Annotated in this window: 20 protein-coding genes; 5 read left to right on the top strand and 15 right to left on the bottom strand. The window is 58.3% G+C overall.

Features of this window, described 5'->3' with window-relative positions:
* Positions 1–31: 31 nt before the first annotated feature.
* Together AC2FLO_RS15240 and AC2FLO_RS15235 are read right to left on the bottom strand one after the other, a co-directional pair.
* On the bottom strand, positions 32–703 hold the full coding sequence (locus AC2FLO_RS15240; RefSeq protein WP_496754038.1) for a YiaD family glycine zipper/OmpA-like lipoprotein: 672 nt from the start codon (positions 701–703) through the stop codon (positions 32–34).
* Between the two features lie 125 nt (positions 704–828).
* The gene (locus AC2FLO_RS15235; protein ID WP_496754023.1) at positions 829–1,521 is read right to left on the bottom strand and encodes a helix-turn-helix transcriptional regulator; all 693 of its coding nucleotides are present in this window, start codon (positions 1,519–1,521) and stop codon (positions 829–831) included.
* A gap of 104 nt (positions 1,522–1,625) precedes the next feature.
* Here AC2FLO_RS15235 and AC2FLO_RS15230 point away from each other — a divergent pair, with 104 nt between their 5' ends.
* Entirely contained in the window at positions 1,626–1,817 is a 192-nt protein-coding gene (locus AC2FLO_RS15230) for a hypothetical protein (RefSeq protein ID WP_480588261.1), read from the top strand.
* Positions 1,818–1,819: 2 nt separating this feature from the next.
* Here the strand turns inward: AC2FLO_RS15230 and AC2FLO_RS15225 are convergent, their stop codons facing one another.
* On the bottom strand, positions 1,820–2,467 hold the full coding sequence (locus AC2FLO_RS15225; protein WP_496754021.1) for an RluA family pseudouridine synthase: 648 nt from the start codon (positions 2,465–2,467) through the stop codon (positions 1,820–1,822).
* A 92-nt stretch (positions 2,468–2,559) separates the two neighbouring features.
* On the opposite strand from AC2FLO_RS15225, the gene AC2FLO_RS15220 reads away from it, so the two are divergent.
* Together AC2FLO_RS15220 and AC2FLO_RS15215 are read left to right on the top strand one after the other, a co-directional pair.
* Complete coding sequence (locus AC2FLO_RS15220) at positions 2,560–2,970, top strand: nuclear transport factor 2 family protein (protein WP_480493862.1); 411 nt, start codon at positions 2,560–2,562, stop codon at positions 2,968–2,970.
* Positions 2,971–2,974: 4 nt separating this feature from the next.
* Positions 2,975–3,688, top strand: coding sequence for an SGNH/GDSL hydrolase family protein (locus AC2FLO_RS15215; protein ID WP_496754019.1), 714 nt, complete (start codon positions 2,975–2,977; stop codon positions 3,686–3,688).
* Here AC2FLO_RS15215 and rarD read toward each other — a convergent pair.
* The 12 genes from rarD to AC2FLO_RS15155 all read right to left on the bottom strand — a co-directional run bounded on the left by rarD (position 3,679) and on the right by AC2FLO_RS15155 (position 16,814).
* On the bottom strand, positions 3,679–4,584 hold the full coding sequence (rarD, locus tag AC2FLO_RS15210) for an EamA family transporter RarD (RefSeq protein WP_267363579.1): 906 nt from the start codon (positions 4,582–4,584) through the stop codon (positions 3,679–3,681). The genes AC2FLO_RS15215 and rarD overlap by 10 nt on opposite strands.
* Before the next feature lie 259 nt (positions 4,585–4,843).
* Entirely contained in the window at positions 4,844–7,297 is a 2,454-nt protein-coding gene (locus tag AC2FLO_RS15205) for a GcvT family protein (RefSeq protein WP_496754017.1), read from the bottom strand.
* An 89-nt stretch (positions 7,298–7,386) separates the two neighbouring features.
* Positions 7,387–8,361: a GlxA family transcriptional regulator gene (locus AC2FLO_RS15200; RefSeq protein ID WP_496754015.1), complete on the bottom strand. Its 975-nt coding sequence runs from the start codon at positions 8,359–8,361 to the stop codon at positions 7,387–7,389.
* Between the two features lie 10 nt (positions 8,362–8,371).
* A complete protein-coding gene (locus AC2FLO_RS15195; protein WP_496754013.1) occupies positions 8,372–9,265 on the bottom strand; it encodes a homocysteine S-methyltransferase family protein in 894 nt (297 codons plus the stop codon).
* A gap of 11 nt (positions 9,266–9,276) precedes the next feature.
* The gene (locus AC2FLO_RS15190) at positions 9,277–10,311 is read right to left on the bottom strand and encodes an alcohol dehydrogenase family protein (RefSeq protein WP_480476835.1); all 1,035 of its coding nucleotides are present in this window, start codon (positions 10,309–10,311) and stop codon (positions 9,277–9,279) included.
* A 14-nt stretch (positions 10,312–10,325) separates the two neighbouring features.
* On the bottom strand, positions 10,326–12,773 hold the full coding sequence (locus tag AC2FLO_RS15185; protein WP_496754011.1) for a GcvT family protein: 2,448 nt from the start codon (positions 12,771–12,773) through the stop codon (positions 10,326–10,328).
* A gap of 16 nt (positions 12,774–12,789) precedes the next feature.
* A complete protein-coding gene (locus AC2FLO_RS15180) occupies positions 12,790–13,170 on the bottom strand; it encodes a GFA family protein (protein ID WP_267365883.1) in 381 nt (126 codons plus the stop codon).
* Positions 13,171–13,174: 4 nt separating this feature from the next.
* On the bottom strand, positions 13,175–13,798 hold the full coding sequence (locus AC2FLO_RS15175) for a LysE family translocator (protein ID WP_496754009.1): 624 nt from the start codon (positions 13,796–13,798) through the stop codon (positions 13,175–13,177).
* On the bottom strand, positions 13,798–14,367 hold the full coding sequence (locus AC2FLO_RS15170) for a helix-turn-helix domain-containing protein (protein ID WP_267365885.1): 570 nt from the start codon (positions 14,365–14,367) through the stop codon (positions 13,798–13,800). Before AC2FLO_RS15170 ends, AC2FLO_RS15175 begins: the two co-directional genes overlap by 1 nt.
* Positions 14,368–14,493: 126 nt before the next feature.
* Entirely contained in the window at positions 14,494–15,012 is a 519-nt protein-coding gene (locus AC2FLO_RS15165) for a GNAT family N-acetyltransferase (RefSeq protein ID WP_480588279.1), read from the bottom strand.
* Positions 15,013–15,112: 100 nt separating this feature from the next.
* Positions 15,113–15,568, bottom strand: a complete 456-nt coding sequence (locus AC2FLO_RS15160; protein WP_480588281.1) for a GAF domain-containing protein — start codon at positions 15,566–15,568, stop codon at positions 15,113–15,115.
* Positions 15,569–15,641: 73 nt separating this feature from the next.
* A complete protein-coding gene (locus tag AC2FLO_RS15155; protein ID WP_496754007.1) occupies positions 15,642–16,814 on the bottom strand; it encodes a thiolase family protein in 1,173 nt (390 codons plus the stop codon).
* Positions 16,815–16,915: 101 nt separating this feature from the next.
* On the opposite strand from AC2FLO_RS15155, the gene AC2FLO_RS15150 reads away from it, so the two are divergent.
* Both AC2FLO_RS15150 and AC2FLO_RS15145 read left to right on the top strand, forming a co-directional pair.
* Positions 16,916–17,254 (top strand): STAS domain-containing protein, encoded by a 339-nt coding sequence (locus AC2FLO_RS15150; RefSeq protein WP_480484099.1) that lies wholly within the window; start codon positions 16,916–16,918, stop codon positions 17,252–17,254.
* 21 nt (positions 17,255–17,275) lie between these two features.
* Positions 17,276–17,725: an ATP-binding protein gene (locus AC2FLO_RS15145; protein WP_480588285.1), complete on the top strand. Its 450-nt coding sequence runs from the start codon at positions 17,276–17,278 to the stop codon at positions 17,723–17,725.
* Positions 17,726–17,882 lie beyond the last annotated feature (157 nt).

The following is a 17,882-nucleotide window of genomic DNA, read 5'->3' as shown; positions in this document are numbered from 1 at the left end:
GGCCGGGCCAGACCGGTCCTGCGTTTCAGGATCACGCGTTTCCGCTGGGGACCACAACAATCTCAACCCGGCGGTTTTGCGCTTTTCCTTGCGGCGTCAGGTTGGACGCGACCGGGTTGATTTCACCCTGACCGTAGGTTCTGATACGGCTGTAGCTGACACCATTGGCTTGCAGGATATCCGCGACCGCGTTTGCGCGACGCTCGGACAAACCCTGATTATAAGACGCGTCACCATCGCTGTCGGTATGACCGATGATCTGAACGTTCGAGTTGGGATAGTTGACAAGGTTTTGGCCCACTTTTACCAGATCCGCCCGCAGCGCCGGGCGCACGGTCGAGCTGTCTGTGTCAAACGTAATGTCATTCGGGACAGTCACGATCAGCCGGTCACCCGCATTGACGATTGTAATCCCGTCATTCGCCAGTTGTTGGCGCAACTCGGCAGCCTGCTTGTCCAACTGGTTGCCGATCAGACCGCCACCGGCGGCACCAATGGCGGCGCCGGCCAGCGCCCCAAGACCCGGGTTCGAATTATTGGCAATCGCGCCGACACCCGCACCGATAAGGCCGCCTAGAACCGCACCCTGCTTGGTGTTTTTGTTGGGGTCGTTCTGAACGGTCAGGGTGCCCGGATCGGTACAGGCCGTCACGGCCATGATTGAACACAAGCCTGTCGCCAGGAAAAACTTTGAAATCGTCATGATATCACCTTCTGCTCCGGTACCCGTTCTTCGGGCTTGATCCATTTCACCCAGTATATCACTGTGCTTGCTCACAGGCTCAAGCAACAATGCGGTGAAATCGGCGAATACCCGCCAAAGGCCATTCATACCGGTTCCGCAAAGGTGCCCGCGAGCTGTTGCTCCTGCCAGAGATCGCGCAAAGATTTCCCTTGCCCCAGAAATCCTTCGTCAGTGAATTCACTGGACCAGATGCGATCGGTTCTGAAATGGCGAAAGCCGTTTCGCATCTCGCACCACCCTGCCAGCAACGTACATTCGACATGATAGATCAGCGCCAGTGGGCGCACCACACGGATGGTTTGTTCGCCTTCACCATCTATATAGGTGATACGGATTTTCCGTTCTGCCCGAATAGCTTCGCGGTAATGCGAAACAGAAACACACCCCTTGTCGGGATCATCCGCCGGAGCCCCCCAGGGTGAAACCTGCAACCAATCGGTCGGGCTATGCAGAGCATCGATCTTCTGACAGATCCGACTGGCGGCGCGCTGCAGGTGGCTGTCGCCGGTGCGCGCCAGAAGAGACAGGCCAACCCACAGGGCTTCAACCTCTTCTGCGTCGAAATTCAGCGGCGGTAGATCGTAACCGCGCCGCATCATGTAACCGACACCGGCCTCACCTTCGATGGGTGTTCGCTGGGCCTGCAATTCGGCAATGTCACGATAGACAGTGCGGATGGACACCTCCAGCCGGGTGGCCAGTGCTTCTGCCGTGACCGGCGCACTTGCGGCCCGCAAGTTCTGGATGATTTCAAACAAACGGGTCGAACGGCGCATCGCATTCTCCTGACACTCTGCTGACACCCTAGCACACCCCACTGACAACATGCTGTCAGCAGTGACGCGCGATAATGGGTGGATATCACACAAGGAGCCAAGAAATGCCGCACCTCGACAACCACGTCATGATGACACTGAAACTTGGCCAATGGTCACAGGACCACACACTGCGTGCCTTCGAGATTGAAGGTGAGATCGCGCAGGAGCGCCATCGCCGCCAATCGGTTTCGACGAAACGAACAAGACGCATTTCGCTGGGCAACCTGAAGATGCTGTGGGCCAGAATTGCCTGAGATCAGAAATCGGGCTTGGCGCGAAACTTCATCGAATGCCCGCCCTCAGGATGCTTCAGGCGCAATTCTTCGGAATGCAGCATCAATCTGGGAAACTCCCTCGCCGCACCTGTTGCATAGAACGGATCGCCCAGGATCGGGTGACCCAATGCCTGCATATGAACGCGCAGCTGATGAGACCGCCCGGTTTTGGGAAACATACGCACGCGAGAGGTCTCGCCCTCATGTTTCACAACGCGCCAATCGGTGACCGCAGGTTTGCCCGTATCATGACACACCATTTGTCTGGGTCGGTTGGGCCAGTCCACGATCAACGGCAGGTCAACCGTGCCGGTCTTTGGCTCCATCCGCCCCCAGACACGGGCAATATAGGTTTTCCGGGTCTGCCGCTTTTCGAACTGCATACTCAGATGCCTTTGCGCATGGGGTGTTTGGGCAAAAACCATGACACCTGATGTGTCCCGGTCCAGTCGATGCACAAGCAACGCCTGAGGGAAAGCCGCCTGCACGCGTGTCAGAAGGCAATCAGCCAGATGATCGCCCCGCCCCGGCACGGAAAGCAGGCCCGACGGTTTGTTCACCACAATCAGCTGCGCATCTTCGTGTAGTACGTCCAGCGCGGTTTGCGGGGGGGCATAGGTTTCGCTCATGCGGGCCTGCCTATCTCAGCGCGCACCTTCCCGCAACGTCGTCCTTGCGCGCCCGGTCATGTTCGGTGAACTTCTGCGCAGGAGGACAGGACATGCACCCGACAATTGAACGACTGCAAGAGGTTGTCGCCAAGGGCGATGAGGCGCTGATCCACGATCTGCTGGCCGAAGATGTGCAGTTCCTGCCGCCAACCTATTACAGCACGTGGACCGGGCGCGCACCTGTGGCGGCCGTACTTGGCCATGTCGGGCAGGTCTTTTCCGACTTCCGGTATCGCCGGATTATGGGCGCTGGCAACGATTGGGCGCTGGAGTTTCAATGCAAAATTGGAGATCTGGACGGCATTGGCGTTGACCTCATTACGCTGAACGAGGACGGCTTGATCCAAATCTTCGAAGTCGCCATGCGCCCCTACAAAACAGTCGGCGCTTTGCGCGAGGCGATGATGGCGCGCGTGATGACTGACGCTCGTTTTCTGGAATTCAAAAACGCCCTGACGTGACCTGATGTTGCGCGCCCTGATAGCACCCGACCAGGTTCTACGTGTGCCCTTGTTGCCCGTTCTGGCCACGCAAGCCCTTTTGGTGCGCCGTAACGCCCGGCTTTTGCCAGAGCCAACTGGCCCGCGAGAGGGCCGAACAGGGCGTGGCCCCCGCCTGCGTCTGCTGATCACCGGCGATAGCTCGGCGGCCGGAGTGGGCGCGGGAACTCAGGCGCAGGCCTTGTCGGGGCAGCTTGTGGACCGGCTGGCCAGACATCACACGGTTGAGTGGCAACTTGCGGCCACCACAGGGTACACGACGCTGGATACGATTGACCACCTGAGGGGCATAAAGGGTGAATTCGATGCGGTGGTCACGGCTTTGGGGGTGAATGACGTCACCCGCGCCGTCTCTTGCCGCACATTTGCGGATCGTCAGGCGCAGCTTATCAACATCCTGTCAAACGAACTGGGGGCGCGGCGAATAATCATCACCGGCGTTCCGCAAATGAACAGGTTTCCGGCCCTGCCACATCCATTGGCCTGGGTACTTGGCCGTCAGGCTGCACGGCTGGACAATGCGTTGCAACAGGTTGTGTCCGTCCATCCCCATGTGCAGCACCTGAGGCTTGATCTGCCCGACGACCCGGCCCTGGCGGCACCGGACGGCTATCACCCAAGCCCGCGGGCCTATGCGCTGTGGGCAGATGCTGCAGCACGCCTGTTGCTTCAGGCCTGAGCCCGCGCCTGCCGGATCAATGGGATCGAGTAAATGACCAATGCCACCCAGATCAGGGGGAATGCGATCATGCGTCCGGTGTCGATCTTCTCACCAAACAGAGTGATGGCTGTAATGAAAATCATAGTCGGCGCAATGTATTGCAGGATGCCCATGGTCGACAGGCGCACCAGCTTGGCTCCGTTCGCATAGACCAGCAATGGCACCGCCGTGACGATACCGGCGCAGGACAACAATGCGGTATCGGACATCGCTGCGCCGAAATGGCCTGTGCCTTGCACACCCAGCCAGGTGACATAGGCCAGGGCCGGGATCAAAAGGATCAGGACCTCAAGCAGAAAGCCCTGGTTGGGACCAATTGGAAGGGATCTCTTAAAGAATGCATAGAAACCCCAACTGACCATCAAACCCAGCGCCGCCCAGGGAAGTCGCCCAGCCTCAAGCACAAGCACAAGAACGCCCAGCGCGGCAAGCCCCACCGCAAACAATTGGGTCCGCGTCAGGGGCTCACGCAGCAAAATCGCGCCCAACGCGATACTGAACAGCGGGTTGATGTAATACCCCAACGCCGCGTCCAGCGCGTGCCCTGTCGAGATCGCCCAAACATAAATCGCCCAGTTCACGGAAATCAGCGCCGCCGTCAAAGCCGCCATGGCCAGCATCCGGGGATTGCCCAGTGCAGCTTTCAAGTCCCGGGTGCGCCCCAGCGCGACCAGCAGCAAACCTGCAACCGGAACAGACCAGATAACCCGATGCGCCACCACCTCGACAGGTCCAATGTGATCCATCGCCTTCATATAAAGCGGCAGAAATCCCCACATGACGTACGCCGTGACAGCCAAAGCCAAACCTTTGGGGGTATCCACATTCTGAGGTGGTAATGGTGTGGGTGTCACGAAGGCTCTCCGGTTGATACCGGTTCCGTTTACGGCAGAACTGAACGGATTGAAAACTCTGAAAACAGTGAAGTGTCACATAACGATTTGTGATAAGTTTGCTGACCGCAGCTGTTGCCGCCAAAATTGCGAGGCTCTGCCTCGCGCTCCGGGATATTTAGAGCCAGGTAAGCAAGGGATCCGCACTTCATCTGGCCCAAAATATCCCGGGGGAGTCGCCCGGCACGGGCGGCGGGGGCAGCGCCCCCTCCCCTGTCTGTCAGACCTTCACCCGTTCGGATTTTGGGTCATACATCGGTTTAAGTGATGCTTCGGCTTTGACCTTCACGCCGCAAACATCGATCTCATAGGTTGAACCCAGAACGTCTGCGGCCTTTTCACCTTCGCACGGGACATAGCCCATTCCGATGGCACCACCGAGGCTATGACCGTAATTGCCGGAACTCAGGTAGCCGACATATTCGCCATCACGCACGATCGGCTCGTTGTGGAACAACAGCGGTTCAGGGTCGGTCAGACGGAACTGTACCAGACGGCTTTTCGGGCCGCTTTCTTTTCGTGCAATCACCGCCTCACGCCCAATGAAATCACAGCCTTTGTCCACCTTGACGGCAAAGCCAAGACCAGCATCAACCACGTGATCCTCACAGGTGATATCGTGGCCGAAGTGCCGGAAACCTTTTTCGATCCGGCAGCTGTCCATCATGTGCATACCACACAGCTTCAGCCCCATGTCCTGACCAGCCTCATGCAGGGTCTCAAAGACGTGGCCCGCCATGTCTGAGGAAATATAGATTTCCCACCCAAGCTCACCCACATAGGTCACGCGATGTGCACGGGCCAGGCCCATTCCGATCTCGATCTGCTGGGCAGTACCAAAGGGGTTGGTCGCGTTTGTGAAATCGTTGGGCGAGACCTTTTCCAGCAGAGCCCGAGCGTTTGGCCCCATGACAGCGAGAACGCCTTCACCCGCTGTGACATCTGTAATGACCACGTTGAAATCCCCGACATGGCGGATCATCCATGTCTGATCCGCCAAGCGCGTGGCTGCAGGGGTCACGACCAGATAGGCGGTTTCGGTCAGGCGGGTTGCGGTGACATCCGCTTCGATCCCGCCCGTGCGGTTCAAAAACTGCGTATAGACGATCTTGCCGACAGGGACCGAGTAGTCACCCCCGCCAATATAGTTCATGAACTTTTCGGCATCAGGGCCTTCCACACGAATCTTGCCGAAGGAAGACATGTCATACATGCCCACATTCTCGCGCACGGCTCGGTGCTCGGCAGCGGAATTCTCGAACCAGTTCTGGCGCTTCCAGCTGTACCGGTATTCGCGCTCCTGCCCTTCATTCGCGTACCAATTGGCCCGTTCCCAGCCTGCGATCTCTCCAAAAACGGCGCCCTGTTCTTTCAGGTGATGGTGGAACGGGGTTCGGCGCACACCGCGTGCAGTGGCTTTCTGGCGATAGGGATAGTGATCAGCGTAGAGCAATCCCAACGTTTCTTTTGAGCGTTCATAAAGGTATTTCTTATTGCCCTGAAACAGCTGCATCCGACCGATATCCACGTCGCCCAGATCAAAGGGCTTTTCACCGGTATCCATCCACTCGGCCAGCGACATGCCCGCGCCACCGGCGGACTGGATACCGATCGAGTTGAACCCGGCCGCGACCCAAAAATTGTCCATCTCGGGCGCCAGACCCAGGTGATAGGCGTCGTCGGGAGTAAAGGATTCGGGGCCGTTGAAGAAGGTGTGAATACCCGCCTCGGACAGCATTGGCATCCGGTTGCACGCCGCTTCGAGGATCGGTTCGAAGTGGTCGAAATCCTCGGGCAGTTGGTCGAACTCGAAGCTGTCGGGAATACCGTTCATGGCCCAGGGTTTGGCATTGGGCTCGAATGCGCCCAACATCATTTTGCCCGCGTCTTCCTTGTAGTAGGCGCATTCATCTGGCACCCGCAGAACCGGCATTTGGCTCAACCCTTCAATGGGTTCAGAGACGATATAGAAATGTTCGCAGGCGTGCAGCGGCACATTCACGCCGGCCATCTTGCCTACCTCGCGCCCCCACATTCCCGCGCAATTGACAACCATATCACAGGCGATATGCCCTTGGGATTGCCCGTCATCACTGACCCAGTCGACACCGGTCGCGCACCGTCCGTGCCGGGAAATCCCGGTCACCTTCACCCGTTCCTTGATCACCCCACCGCGTTGACGCGCACCCTTGGCCAACGCCAAGGCAATATTAGCAGGATCCGCCTGGCCATCGGTTGGCAACCAAACGCCACCTGCCACGCCGTCGAGGTTGATATGCTCATATCGCTCTTTGACTTCGGTCGGAGAAAGCTCTTCGACCGGCACGCCAAAGGCGCGGGCCATTGCCGCATTTCGGTGAAGCTCCTCCAACCGCTCACTGGTCAGGGCGACCGAAACGGACCCGACCTGACGCAGGCCGGTGGCGACACCGGTCTCTTCCTCAAGGCCCAGATAGAGCTCTGCGGAATAGCGCGCCAATTTGGTCATGTTGGAAGACGCGCGCAGTTGCCCGATCAGGCCCGCCGCGTGCCAGGTGGTGCCGCTGGTCAGTTGCTTGCGTTCTAGCAGAACAACATCGGTCCAGCCCTTCTTGGTCAGATGATAGGCGACCGAACATCCGATGACGCCGCCACCGATGATGACCACTCGGGCCTTGCTGGGAAGATCAACCATCCTGAAATCTCCGCTGTGTCAGGTTTGGCGTAAACTGCCACGGAAGATCGACAACAAATGCACCAAAAACGTCACAAGATCAGCAGTTTTCACCGATGTGTCGAGGCCCGCTTTTCCCGCCGAACGACAAAAGGCGTGACCCCGAAGAAGCTTTTGTAAACAGAGGAAAACCCGTTCGGAAAACCACAGGCCAATCCGATTTCGCGAACGCTCATAGTGGTGTTCAGAAGCAGGTTATTGGCCTTGGCGAGCCGCATTTCGCGATAGAATCCGTTGGGCGTGGTGCCAAAGAAGGTTTTGAACTTACGCTCAAGCGAACGGTTCGACAGTTGTAGCGAATCGACGATCTGATTGATCGACAGAGGGTCTTCGATATTGGCCTGCATGAGCTTGATGCACTGATCCAGCTTCACATCTCCGGTCGCGGTCAACTTTACCCCCGAAAATGGCTGCATCGAGGCGAAATCCCGGATGTTTTCATGCAACATGATGTCCGCCACGGTCATCTTTGCAGGCCCTGAGATATGGCGACCGATTACTGCCAGCGCGACATCTGTTGTCGCCTCCATTCCGGCACAGGTCACAACGGCGCCCTGTTCGGTTGCTATCGACAGCTTGGCTTCAAACCGGGCCCCGCGTTCCCGCAGGAACGAGGCATTCTCCCAATGGGTTGCCAAATCGTCTGAACCCTGTTCGTCGATATACCGGCTGGCCGCTTCCGCCAGCAGAAACACCTTGGCATCGCGGAAAGTATAGTCCGACACCACCCGCCCCAAAGACAAGTCTGGGTGATCCGGGTCAGAATTGCCGATCACGAAAAGATAATTCGCCTTGGGCTGGTTCTGCACGGGTTCCGTTTGCACCACCGCGTCGCTGCTGCTGGAGATCGGGCCACCTTTGAGCGACCGATAGGCAAAAGTGAATGGCGGCTTCGGACACACACGATTTGCCAGCCTGAGAACCTCGACCAATGAGGCCAGTTCAAGCAGCACAAATCCGGGTGCGACCAGAATATCGAAATGTTGCTGTATCGCCTGCGGTGATTCAGAAGCAACTTTCCTCATCGCTGTCACCTTAGACGATCTCGTGCCCGGCAGCACGCAACCGCTTGGCCAGCGCTTCGATGTGGTCCGGGCCGATTTCGCAGCACCCGCCGACAATCGTAGCCCCCTGATCGACCCAACGCATGGCGTGATCCGCATAGGCATCGGGACCAAGATCATGGCGTTGATCCAACGCATCCACTGTCGGCGCGTCCTTTAGAAACTCATCCGAAATATGTGTAAAGCCGTTGGCGTAAGCGCCATAGGGCTTGTTCATGCCGGACAGGATGCCCAGAGCAGCCGGGATCGCTTCGGGGCGCGAACAATTGATCAGCAGCGCGTCAGGCGAAAACTCTTCAACCAATGGCGCGACATCCCTGAGCTGTTCGCCGGACCTGAGGCGACTGCCATCGTCGTCATTGACCGTGAATGACAGCCAGACCGGTTTGCCACATCCGGTCGTTCCACGCAGCGCGCCCTCGGCCTCCTGCACCGAGGACACTGTCTCGATCAGAAACAGATCGACGCGCGCAGCCATCAAAGCCACAAGTTCAGCAAACTTTTCCGCCGCGTCTGCCGGGTCCGGGTTCAGGTCGGGTCGGTAAGATGCCAGAAGCGGCCCCAGAGACCCGGCGATCCGCCCCCCGGTCGAAATACGGGCACGTTCGGCCTGTGTCAGGGCAGTGTCGACAAGGGCGGACATCTGGTCCTCCATCCCCACCCGTACAAGGCGTGAGCGGTGGACTGCATAAGTATTGGTGGTGGCAATCGTGGCACCACAACGGAAATAGTCGCCATGCACCGCGCTGACCAGATCAGGGTGGTCGATCATCACACGCGTGGACCATAGCGGCGTCGCCCGATCTCCGCTGCGTTTGACCAGTTCCTGTCCGATTGAACCGTCCAACAGAGTGATCTTTGTCATGTCCTTGCTCCTTAAGGCAGCAGCACGAGTTTACCCGGAAGGGTCTTTGCCTGAAAATCAGCCTGTGCGCGGGCGATATCCTTCAATGGGTAGGTTCGGGAAACCAGTGGCTTAATCCGTCCGGAATTCATCAACTCCACTAAGCGGCCAAAGACTTCGGGTGCCTGATGCGTGCAGCCGTGAATGGTGATGTCGCGCAAATAGATGTCCCGCAGATCAGCCTCGACAATCGGACCGGCGATCGCCCCAGAAACGGCGTAGTGCCCGCCGGGTTTCAGGGCAAGGATCAGCGATGCCCATGCGGGCCCGCCAACCACATCTATGACCGCGTCGAACATATCCTGCGGTGGCAGCTCATCCCGGCCAAATGTGCCCAACGCGCCTTGGGATTTGACGACCTCTGCCTTCGCTGCCGCCGTCACACCCCAAACCGATGCCCCGCGTAGCGCAGCAAGCTGCACCGCCGCCAGACCGACGCCGCCTGACGCACCGGTGATCAGAACTTTTTGCCCAGACGTCACGCCTGCGCGGGTCAGCAGGTTTTCGGCAGTACCAAAGGCACAGGGAATGGCCGCAATTTCCACGTCTGACAGGGGCGATGCACTTACGTCATAAAGGTCATTTGCTTCAACCAGACAGTATTGGGCAAAAGCCCCATCAATCTCAGACCCAAGCGCAATAAAGCCCTGAGGGTTTCTTGGACTCGGACGCGGCAGGTTGATCGGACAAGTCACACGCTGGCCTTTTTTGAACCCCGAGTTTGGCCCGACCTTTTCAACGATCCCGCACAGATCGCCGCCCTGAATGCGGGGAAAGTTCAGTGCACCGCCCCACCCTCCGGCTTCAACATCCTGATCGACGGCATCCGTCCCGCCGGTGACATCCGATGAATACCAGCCGATCCGCGTGTTGATATCCGTGTTATTGACACCTGCCGCGGCGACCCGAACAAGTACCTGCCCCGGCCCAGGGGCCGGGACTGGGATATCGTCGCGCCATTCAAGCGCCTCTGGCCCGCCATGGCCGGTCAGATAGACGCCGGACATGGTCGCCAAACGCGTCACGCCCGCAACCGCTCGTTCTCGGGGTCCCAGAGCGGTTGATCCAGCTCTACAACAGCGCGGCATTTCTGACCGTAGATTTCGACCTCAAGCTCAGTTCCGGGACTGGCAAGCTCGGCCCGGATCATGCCCAGCGCGATGGATTTACCAACACGGTAGCCCCATGCGCCGGATGTGGTTTCGCCCACGATCTCATCGCCATGCCAGATGCAGGACATATACGGCGCGTCACAATCGCCCGCATCAACGGTCAGGGTGACGAAGGACTTTTTCACGCCTTGCTGCTTTTCGTTCAGGATTGCAGCCTTGCCCGGGAAGTCCTGCGGTTTGTCGAGCTTGACGAACCGTTCCAACCCGCCTTCAAGCAGGGAATAGTCGGTCGACAAATCGCCTTTCCAGGCGCGGTACCCCTTTTCGATTCGCAGCGAGTTCAGCGCATACATCCCGAACGGCTTGGCACCGGCATCGATGATCGCGTCGTAGATCGCAGGCATGTGTTCGTTCAGTGCATGCACCTCCCATCCCAGTTCACCGGCAAATGAAACGCGGATCAGATAGGCGGGTTGGCCGGCGACGGTGGCGGACTGATGGGTCAGCCATCCCGACGTCAGATCGGCGTCGGCCATAGACGACAGGATCTCACGCGATTTCGGGCCGGTCACAATCAGAGTGTCGCGTGTGGTGGTGACATCTTCGATTGAGACCCCGGCAGGCAGTGCCTTCATCAAGATATCACGATCATGCCATTGCGCAGTTGCCGCCGTGATCATGATAAACTCTTCTTCTCCCAGCCGGATGCAGGACATTTCGGTCAGGATGCGGCCACGGTCGTCCGAGATATATATCAGGTTCATCCGGCCAACCTTTGGCAGCCCGCCGGTTGCAAGGCCGCGCAGAGCTTCGGCAGCGCCGTCACCCTTAACCATGAACCGCGAGAAGCCCGGTAGGTCCAACACGCCACAATGATCGCGCACGGCCTCGCATTCTTCCTTGATCCGCTGTTCCCACGGTCCGGACCGTCCCCAAGTGTGGGTCGCCTCAAGCGAGGTATCATCGTCGGGCTGGGCAAACCAGTTGGCGCGTTCCCAGCCGTTATAGGCACCCATTACGCCACCCAGCGCTTTGACCTTGTCATGCACGGGCGACAGTTTCTTGTCGCGCGCGGCAGGCCATTCATGGTGCGGGAAATGCATGGCATATTCGTTGCCATAGACTTCCATGCCTTTCTGGTTGCAATAATCCTGATCGGTGTAATCGGTGTAGCGCCGCGGATCGACGGCCCACATGTCCCATTCGGTCGCGCCATCAACGACCCACTCGGCCAGAACCTTGCCTGCGCCACCGCCCTGCGCGATGCCGAAGGTGAAAGTATGCGCCTCGAACGCGTTTTTCACACCGGGCATCGGGCCGATCAGCGGCAGCCCGTCCGGCGCATAAGGGATCGGCCCGTTGATGACGCGTCCAACGCCCGAGGTTGCCATCAGCGGCACCCGCTCCATCGCATCGGTGACGATATCTTCGATGCGGTCCAGATCGTCATTCCACAATTGAAAGCTGAAATCATCCGGCATCGGATCGTCTTCGGTCATCCAGTGGCCCTTGCAGTTGGGCTCGTAAGGACCAAGGTTGAAGCCGTTCTTTTCCTGCCGCAGGTAGTAAGAGACATCCACATCACGCAGCAGCGGCAGCTTGGCACCGCTTTGCTTGGTCCATGCTTCGATCTCGGGGATTTCATCGGTCAGCAGGTACTGGTGACTCATGACCATTGCCGGAACGGTGCGGCCACCGAAGGGCTTGAACCATTCGCCCACGCGCTGTGCATAATACCCGGCTGCGTTCACAACATAGTCGCAGGCTATATCGCCTTTGTCCGTGTGCACGGTCCAGGTGCCGTCATCATGCTGCGTCACGCCAGTCGCCGGGCAGAAACGGATGATCTTCTGCCCCATATCGCGTGCGCCCTTGGCCAGCGCCTGGGTCAGCTGCGCCGGATCGATATCACCATCCGTCGGGTCGTAGAGAACACCTTCAAGATCGTGCGTTTCCAGGAAGGGATAGCGCTCTTTCGCCTCTTCCGGGGTCCACATTTCCATCGGGATACCCTGATAGCGGCCCATCGCCATGGCGCGCTCGAACTCCTGCACACGTTCTTTCGAATGCGCCAGTCGGATCGAACCGGTCTGGTGGTAGTTCATCGGGTAATCGACTTCCTCGCCCAGACGCGCATACAGCTCGGTCGAATAGCGCTGCATGTTCATGATCGCCCATGAGGTCGAAAAGGTCGGAACGTTCCCTGCCGCATGCCAGGTCGATCCGGCAGTCAGTTCGTTCTTTTCCAGCAGAACACAATCGGTCCAGCCTTTCTTGGCAAGGTGATACAGCGAGGAAGCCCCCACCACACCGCCACCGATTATGACCACGCGGGCTTTTGTTGGAAAATCACTCATGCGTTTTTGATCCTTGTTACTGTGCCTCTTGAGGCAGATCGTCCGTGATGTCGTAGTAGTCGCCCTTGTCAGCCACAAAGATGTGCTTCGAGAGCGAAAGACCTGTGGGCGCGTCCAGCGCGCCCATGGAAATCGAAATCGTGTCTTCCTGGTTGTGTTGCCAGAAGAGGAACGAGCCACATTTGCTGCAAAATCCGCGCCGGGCGATGTCAGACGCGCAATACCAGCTGAGTGTGTCACTGGCCGAGAAACTCAGGTTGTCCTTATGGGTCGAAGTCGAAGCCCAGACATGGCCCGACTGTCTGCGGCACTGTCCGCAATGGCAGACCGAAGGTGGCGACAGGTCTCCGTCGATCGTGAACGCGACCGAGCCGCAAAGGCAGGATCCCTTGTGCATCTGACTACCCCCTTATTGCGGGTGTGGTGCTGGTCCCCAACAACACACCGTAGATGACAAAACAGGCCGCCATGATCCGGCGCACCCAGATATTGAACACTGCGCTCAGCGCTGCCCTGCCCATCAAGGCACCCAGCGCCGTAAAGCCGGTGTAGCTGAGTGTGGTGATGACCAGCGCGGTCGGCATGATAACCCCCATCTGCTGCCAGATCGGGACCTCGGGCTGAACAAACTGCGAAAACGCGGCCAGGTATCCGGCGACGCTTTTGGGATTGATCGTGGCCACTGCAAGCGCGTGCAGATAGACATGTCGCGCAGGACGCTCGGAGGCTGGTGCAGGTTTTGTCGCATTCATCCAGCCGCGAATCCCCAACCAGATCAAAAATCCCGCACCAATCAACCTGGCGACAAAGAACCCGGTCGACGATGCGGCGATCAGGGCGGTCACACCCAGCGCAGACAGGATCAGAAAGGCGCTGGCCTGCGTGAGAATAGCCAATACGCCTAGCATCGCCTTTGGAAACGGAAGGCTCATCCCGTTCGAGATGCAATTGACCGCGTTCGGACCCGGGGTGGTCACGAAAACCACCCAGAACAACGCGAATATGGTCCAGGCCTCGAACGACATCAATAAACCGGCGGGGCGATAACCCAGATGGCTACAGCGGGCTCATCATAAGGGTTGGCCCATTGATAGGGTTCATGTCGGAATCGAAAGCTGTCACCCGGCCCAACCGTGAACGCGCGTCCCCCGATTGTCAGGTCCAGCTTGCCCGAGATCATGTATCCGACTTCCTGTGTCGGGCGATTGGCCGGTGTCTGCATCTGCGAGTTGGGTTTGAAGGTGGAATGCACCATTTCAAAATCATCGGTCAGATCCGGCGAGAGCAGCTCTTCGATCAACCCTTCCTCGCCCGACCCCATGGGGCGGCGCGAGCCGGCACGCACGACATATCCCTGCTCGTCCGCCGGTGCCGCCGAATGCGCAAACAACATCGACATGGGGACGCCAAGGCATTCCGCGATCTGCCTGAGGTCCGAAATCGACGGCTCGGACATGTCACGCTCAACTTGGCTGAGCCAGCCCACAGACCTGTCCAACCGGATCGCAATATCACTCAGCGTCAATCCTCGCGCCTTGCGCAGCGCGCGGATATCAGCACCGAGTGTCGCACTTTGCGGGGCCTGACTGTTCAAGGATAGCTCCAACGTTCGTGAAAATTTCACCTCTTTTTTCACGATGACTCGATTTCATGAAATTTCCAAGCATTTTTTCACGTGAATCCATATTTCGGATTGGCAATGCCCTGACTGCTCGGTCACTCAGCTAATATGGTAAACATAAATATCGGCGGTGTCCGAGGCGCGCTCCGGCCAAAGCGTAAAGCCTGTTTTTTCCAGAACGCGGGCTGAACCTGGATTGTCACGCCCGACCCCGGCAATGAGACGCACGGCAGGCCCAGGCGTCAATGCGTCCTGCAAGCCTTGCAGCAACTCGGGGGCGTAACCATTCCCCCAAGCGGTTTGAGCAATCAAATAGCCGATGTGAAGGCTTGGAATTGCTTCGGTGTCAGAACTCATGGCCAACACCATGAGGCCGATCAGGTGGTTACCGCGGCTTTGGCGCGCAAGCAGAATATCGCTTTCAGCACGTCTTTCATCAATCCAGTTCGAAATCTCCCGGCCCTGCAACTGCATCGGGGGCGGCAGGTGTTTCAGGACCTCAGGGGTCAGAAGCGCTGCAAGATCATCTTCAAGCCGAACCCGCAATCGCGGATCGGCGAGTTCAACCTTCCAGTTGCGAACCGAGAGGCGCGGAGTTCGGAAATGGCCTGGGACCATGGTTAATCCAATACGGTTCGGGCTTTCCTGTTTTATCAAACCCCGAGCGAAATCGAAAAGAGGAAACCGGTAGACGCACCTTGTACAGACCGAAAATCAATCAGGCTTGCGCGAAGGTCTTTGACAGGATCGCGGACAGGTTATCCGCGTCTTCGGTTGAGAACGCGTCGGGTTGATTGCTGTCGATGTCGAAAACTGCAATCAGCTCGCCCGATGCGTTCCGGACCGGCAGAACCAATTCGGATCGGGTGGACGAGGCGCAGGCGATGTGACCCGGAAACGCATCCACATCCGGCACCAGTTGCACTTCGCCGGTGCGCGCTGCCGCCCCGCAGACGCCGCGTTCGAACGGGATGACGAGGCAGCCATGGCCACCCTGATACGGGCCAATTTTAAGCAAGCCCGGTTCTGTCACCCGGTAAAACCCGGTCCAGTCGAAACGGTCGTCGGAATAGTGGACCTCGCAAGCAACGGTAGCCATCAGGGCAACCTGATCGTTTTCGCCTTCGGTCAATGCTGCAATTGTACTTGCCAGCGCGCTGTAATCGACGGTCATAGGTCCCGAACCCCTTGGAAAACTCGGGGGCGCCGCCCCCGAACCCCCGGAGTATTTCGAAAAAGATGAAGGGTCAAATGCGTTCGATCGCGATAGCTGTTCCTTCACCGCCGCCGATACAGATTGCAGCAACCCCCCGCTTGAGATTTCGTTTCTCGAGCGCGTTCAACAAAGTGACCAGAATACGGGCGCCAGATGCGCCAATAGGATGGCCCAAGGCGCAGGCCCCGCCATTTACGTTTACCCTGTCGCGCGGCAATCCCATTTCGTGCATGAAAGCCATCGGCACAACTGCGAAGGCTTCGTTGACCTCCCACAGGTCGACATCATCCTTGTTCCAACCGATGCGGGACAGAAGCTTTTGCGTCGCCGGAACTGGTGCAGTCGTGAAAAGTCCGGGCGCTTGAGCATGGCTGGCATGTCCCAAAATCCGGGCCCGAACTGTCAGTCCTTGCGCTTCTGCCGTTTCAGCCGATGCCAGAACAAGCGCCGCCGCGCCGTCGGAAATTGACGAGGAATTGGCGGCGGTCACTGTCCCGTCCTTGCGGAAAGCCGGTTTCAGTGTCGGAATTTTCTCGGGACGGGCGGATTTGGGTTGCTCATCAGTGACCTGTACGACCTCACCCTTACGCGTGCGCACTGTGACGGGGACGATCTCGCCCTCGAAAGCACCGCTTTCTTGCGCGGAAAGTGCGTTGGACAAGGATTTCAAGGCATATTCGTCCTGCGCTTCGCGGGTGAACTGATACGCCTCGGCGCAATCTTCGGCAAAGGTTCCCATCAGGCGGCCCTTGTCATAGGCGTCTTCCAGCCCGTCAAGGAACATGTGGTCGATCACCTGACCATGACCGATGCGCGCGCCACCCCGCATTTTCGGCAGCAGGTAGGGCGCGTTGGTCATGCTCTCCATACCTCCGGCGACCATTGTATCTGCATGACCCAATGCGATCTGGTCGAAGGCCATCATCGCCGCCTTCATCCCGGAACCACACATCTTGTTCAGCGTGGTGGCGGGAACCTCCTCACCCAAGCCCGCCGCGAAACCCGCCTGGCGCGCCGGAGCCTGCCCCTGACCTGCGGGCAGGACACATCCCATCAACACCTCGTCAACCGTCTGCGCCCCTGCCTGCTTTAACGCGGCACGAATCGCTGCGCCGCCAAGCTCGGATGCTGCGACACCGTCGAACATGCCCTGAAAACCACCCATTGGTGTTCTGGCAGCACCTGCAATAACAACATCTCTCATCCGGATAATCCTCCTGTCGTCCGGCCCTTGAATACCGAATGGTAAGAATTCGCGTCTAGCGTATTTCTACGACTCATTTTCAGATTGGAGGCAGCCGGACCATGGGGCTGACCAGCACATCAGACGGAACGACACAGATTATCACGGTTCACTCTGACCGGATCGACGCTGCGATGGCCATTCAGTTCAAAGAAGACATGCGCGCAGAGACCGAGGCCTGCGCCGATCGGGTTGTCCTGGACCTTTCAGGCGTCGAGTTCATCGATTCAAGCGGACTGGGCGCAATCGTAGCGTCCATGAAACAACTGGGGCTGAACCGAAGGCTTGATCTGGCAGGCCCGCAGCCCGTGGTGGAAAAGGTCTTTCGCCTGACGCGCATGGATACCGTGTTCAGGTTGTTTGCAACACTGGATGACGCCCTGTCGGAACCAGACAGGTGACAACAGCAGGAGTGCGACAACGTGGAGCCCATTTGTAACGCGACCTGCCTGGAATTGAGCTTTCCCGCAACGGAAACAGAAGCCAGCGCGGGGATTGCGAAACTCAGCGCCGGACTGGCGAAACGAGGGTTGCCGCCGCACAAGGCGGACGATGTCAAGATCGCACTGGCAGAAGCAATCAACAACGTTGTGGAACATGCCTATATGGGCGTGGCCCCGGCCGGGGTTCAGGTGACATGCCGATTGGACAGAAACCAGCTGGACATTCTGATTTCGGACACGGGCCATCCATTGCCCGGCTACGAACCACCAGACGGAACGCCGGCACCACTGGGGACCCGCATTCAGGATTTGCCCGAAGGCGGGTTCGGCTGGTTCCTGATTCATCAACTGACCAGCGATATCTGTTATGAGCGTCGCGACGGGTGCAATCGGCTATCCCTGCGATTTAACTTTGACAAGAACGGGTAATCAGCCGCAATTGGCCACAATAACGCCATTTTCGAAACATTGTCGCGCCGCAAATCGCCGCCATACAGTGACTCGTAGCTCAGATAGCTTCCCTCGGCGCCAATTATCACAGCCCCCACCCAGTGAACGGCGCCGAGGATCTCCCCCCCCCCAACTT

The organism is Ruegeria sp. TASC047 (genome assembly GCF_059612445.1).
Note: the sequence above shows the minus strand (reverse complement) of the source record. Positions and strands in the feature narration are given on the sequence as shown.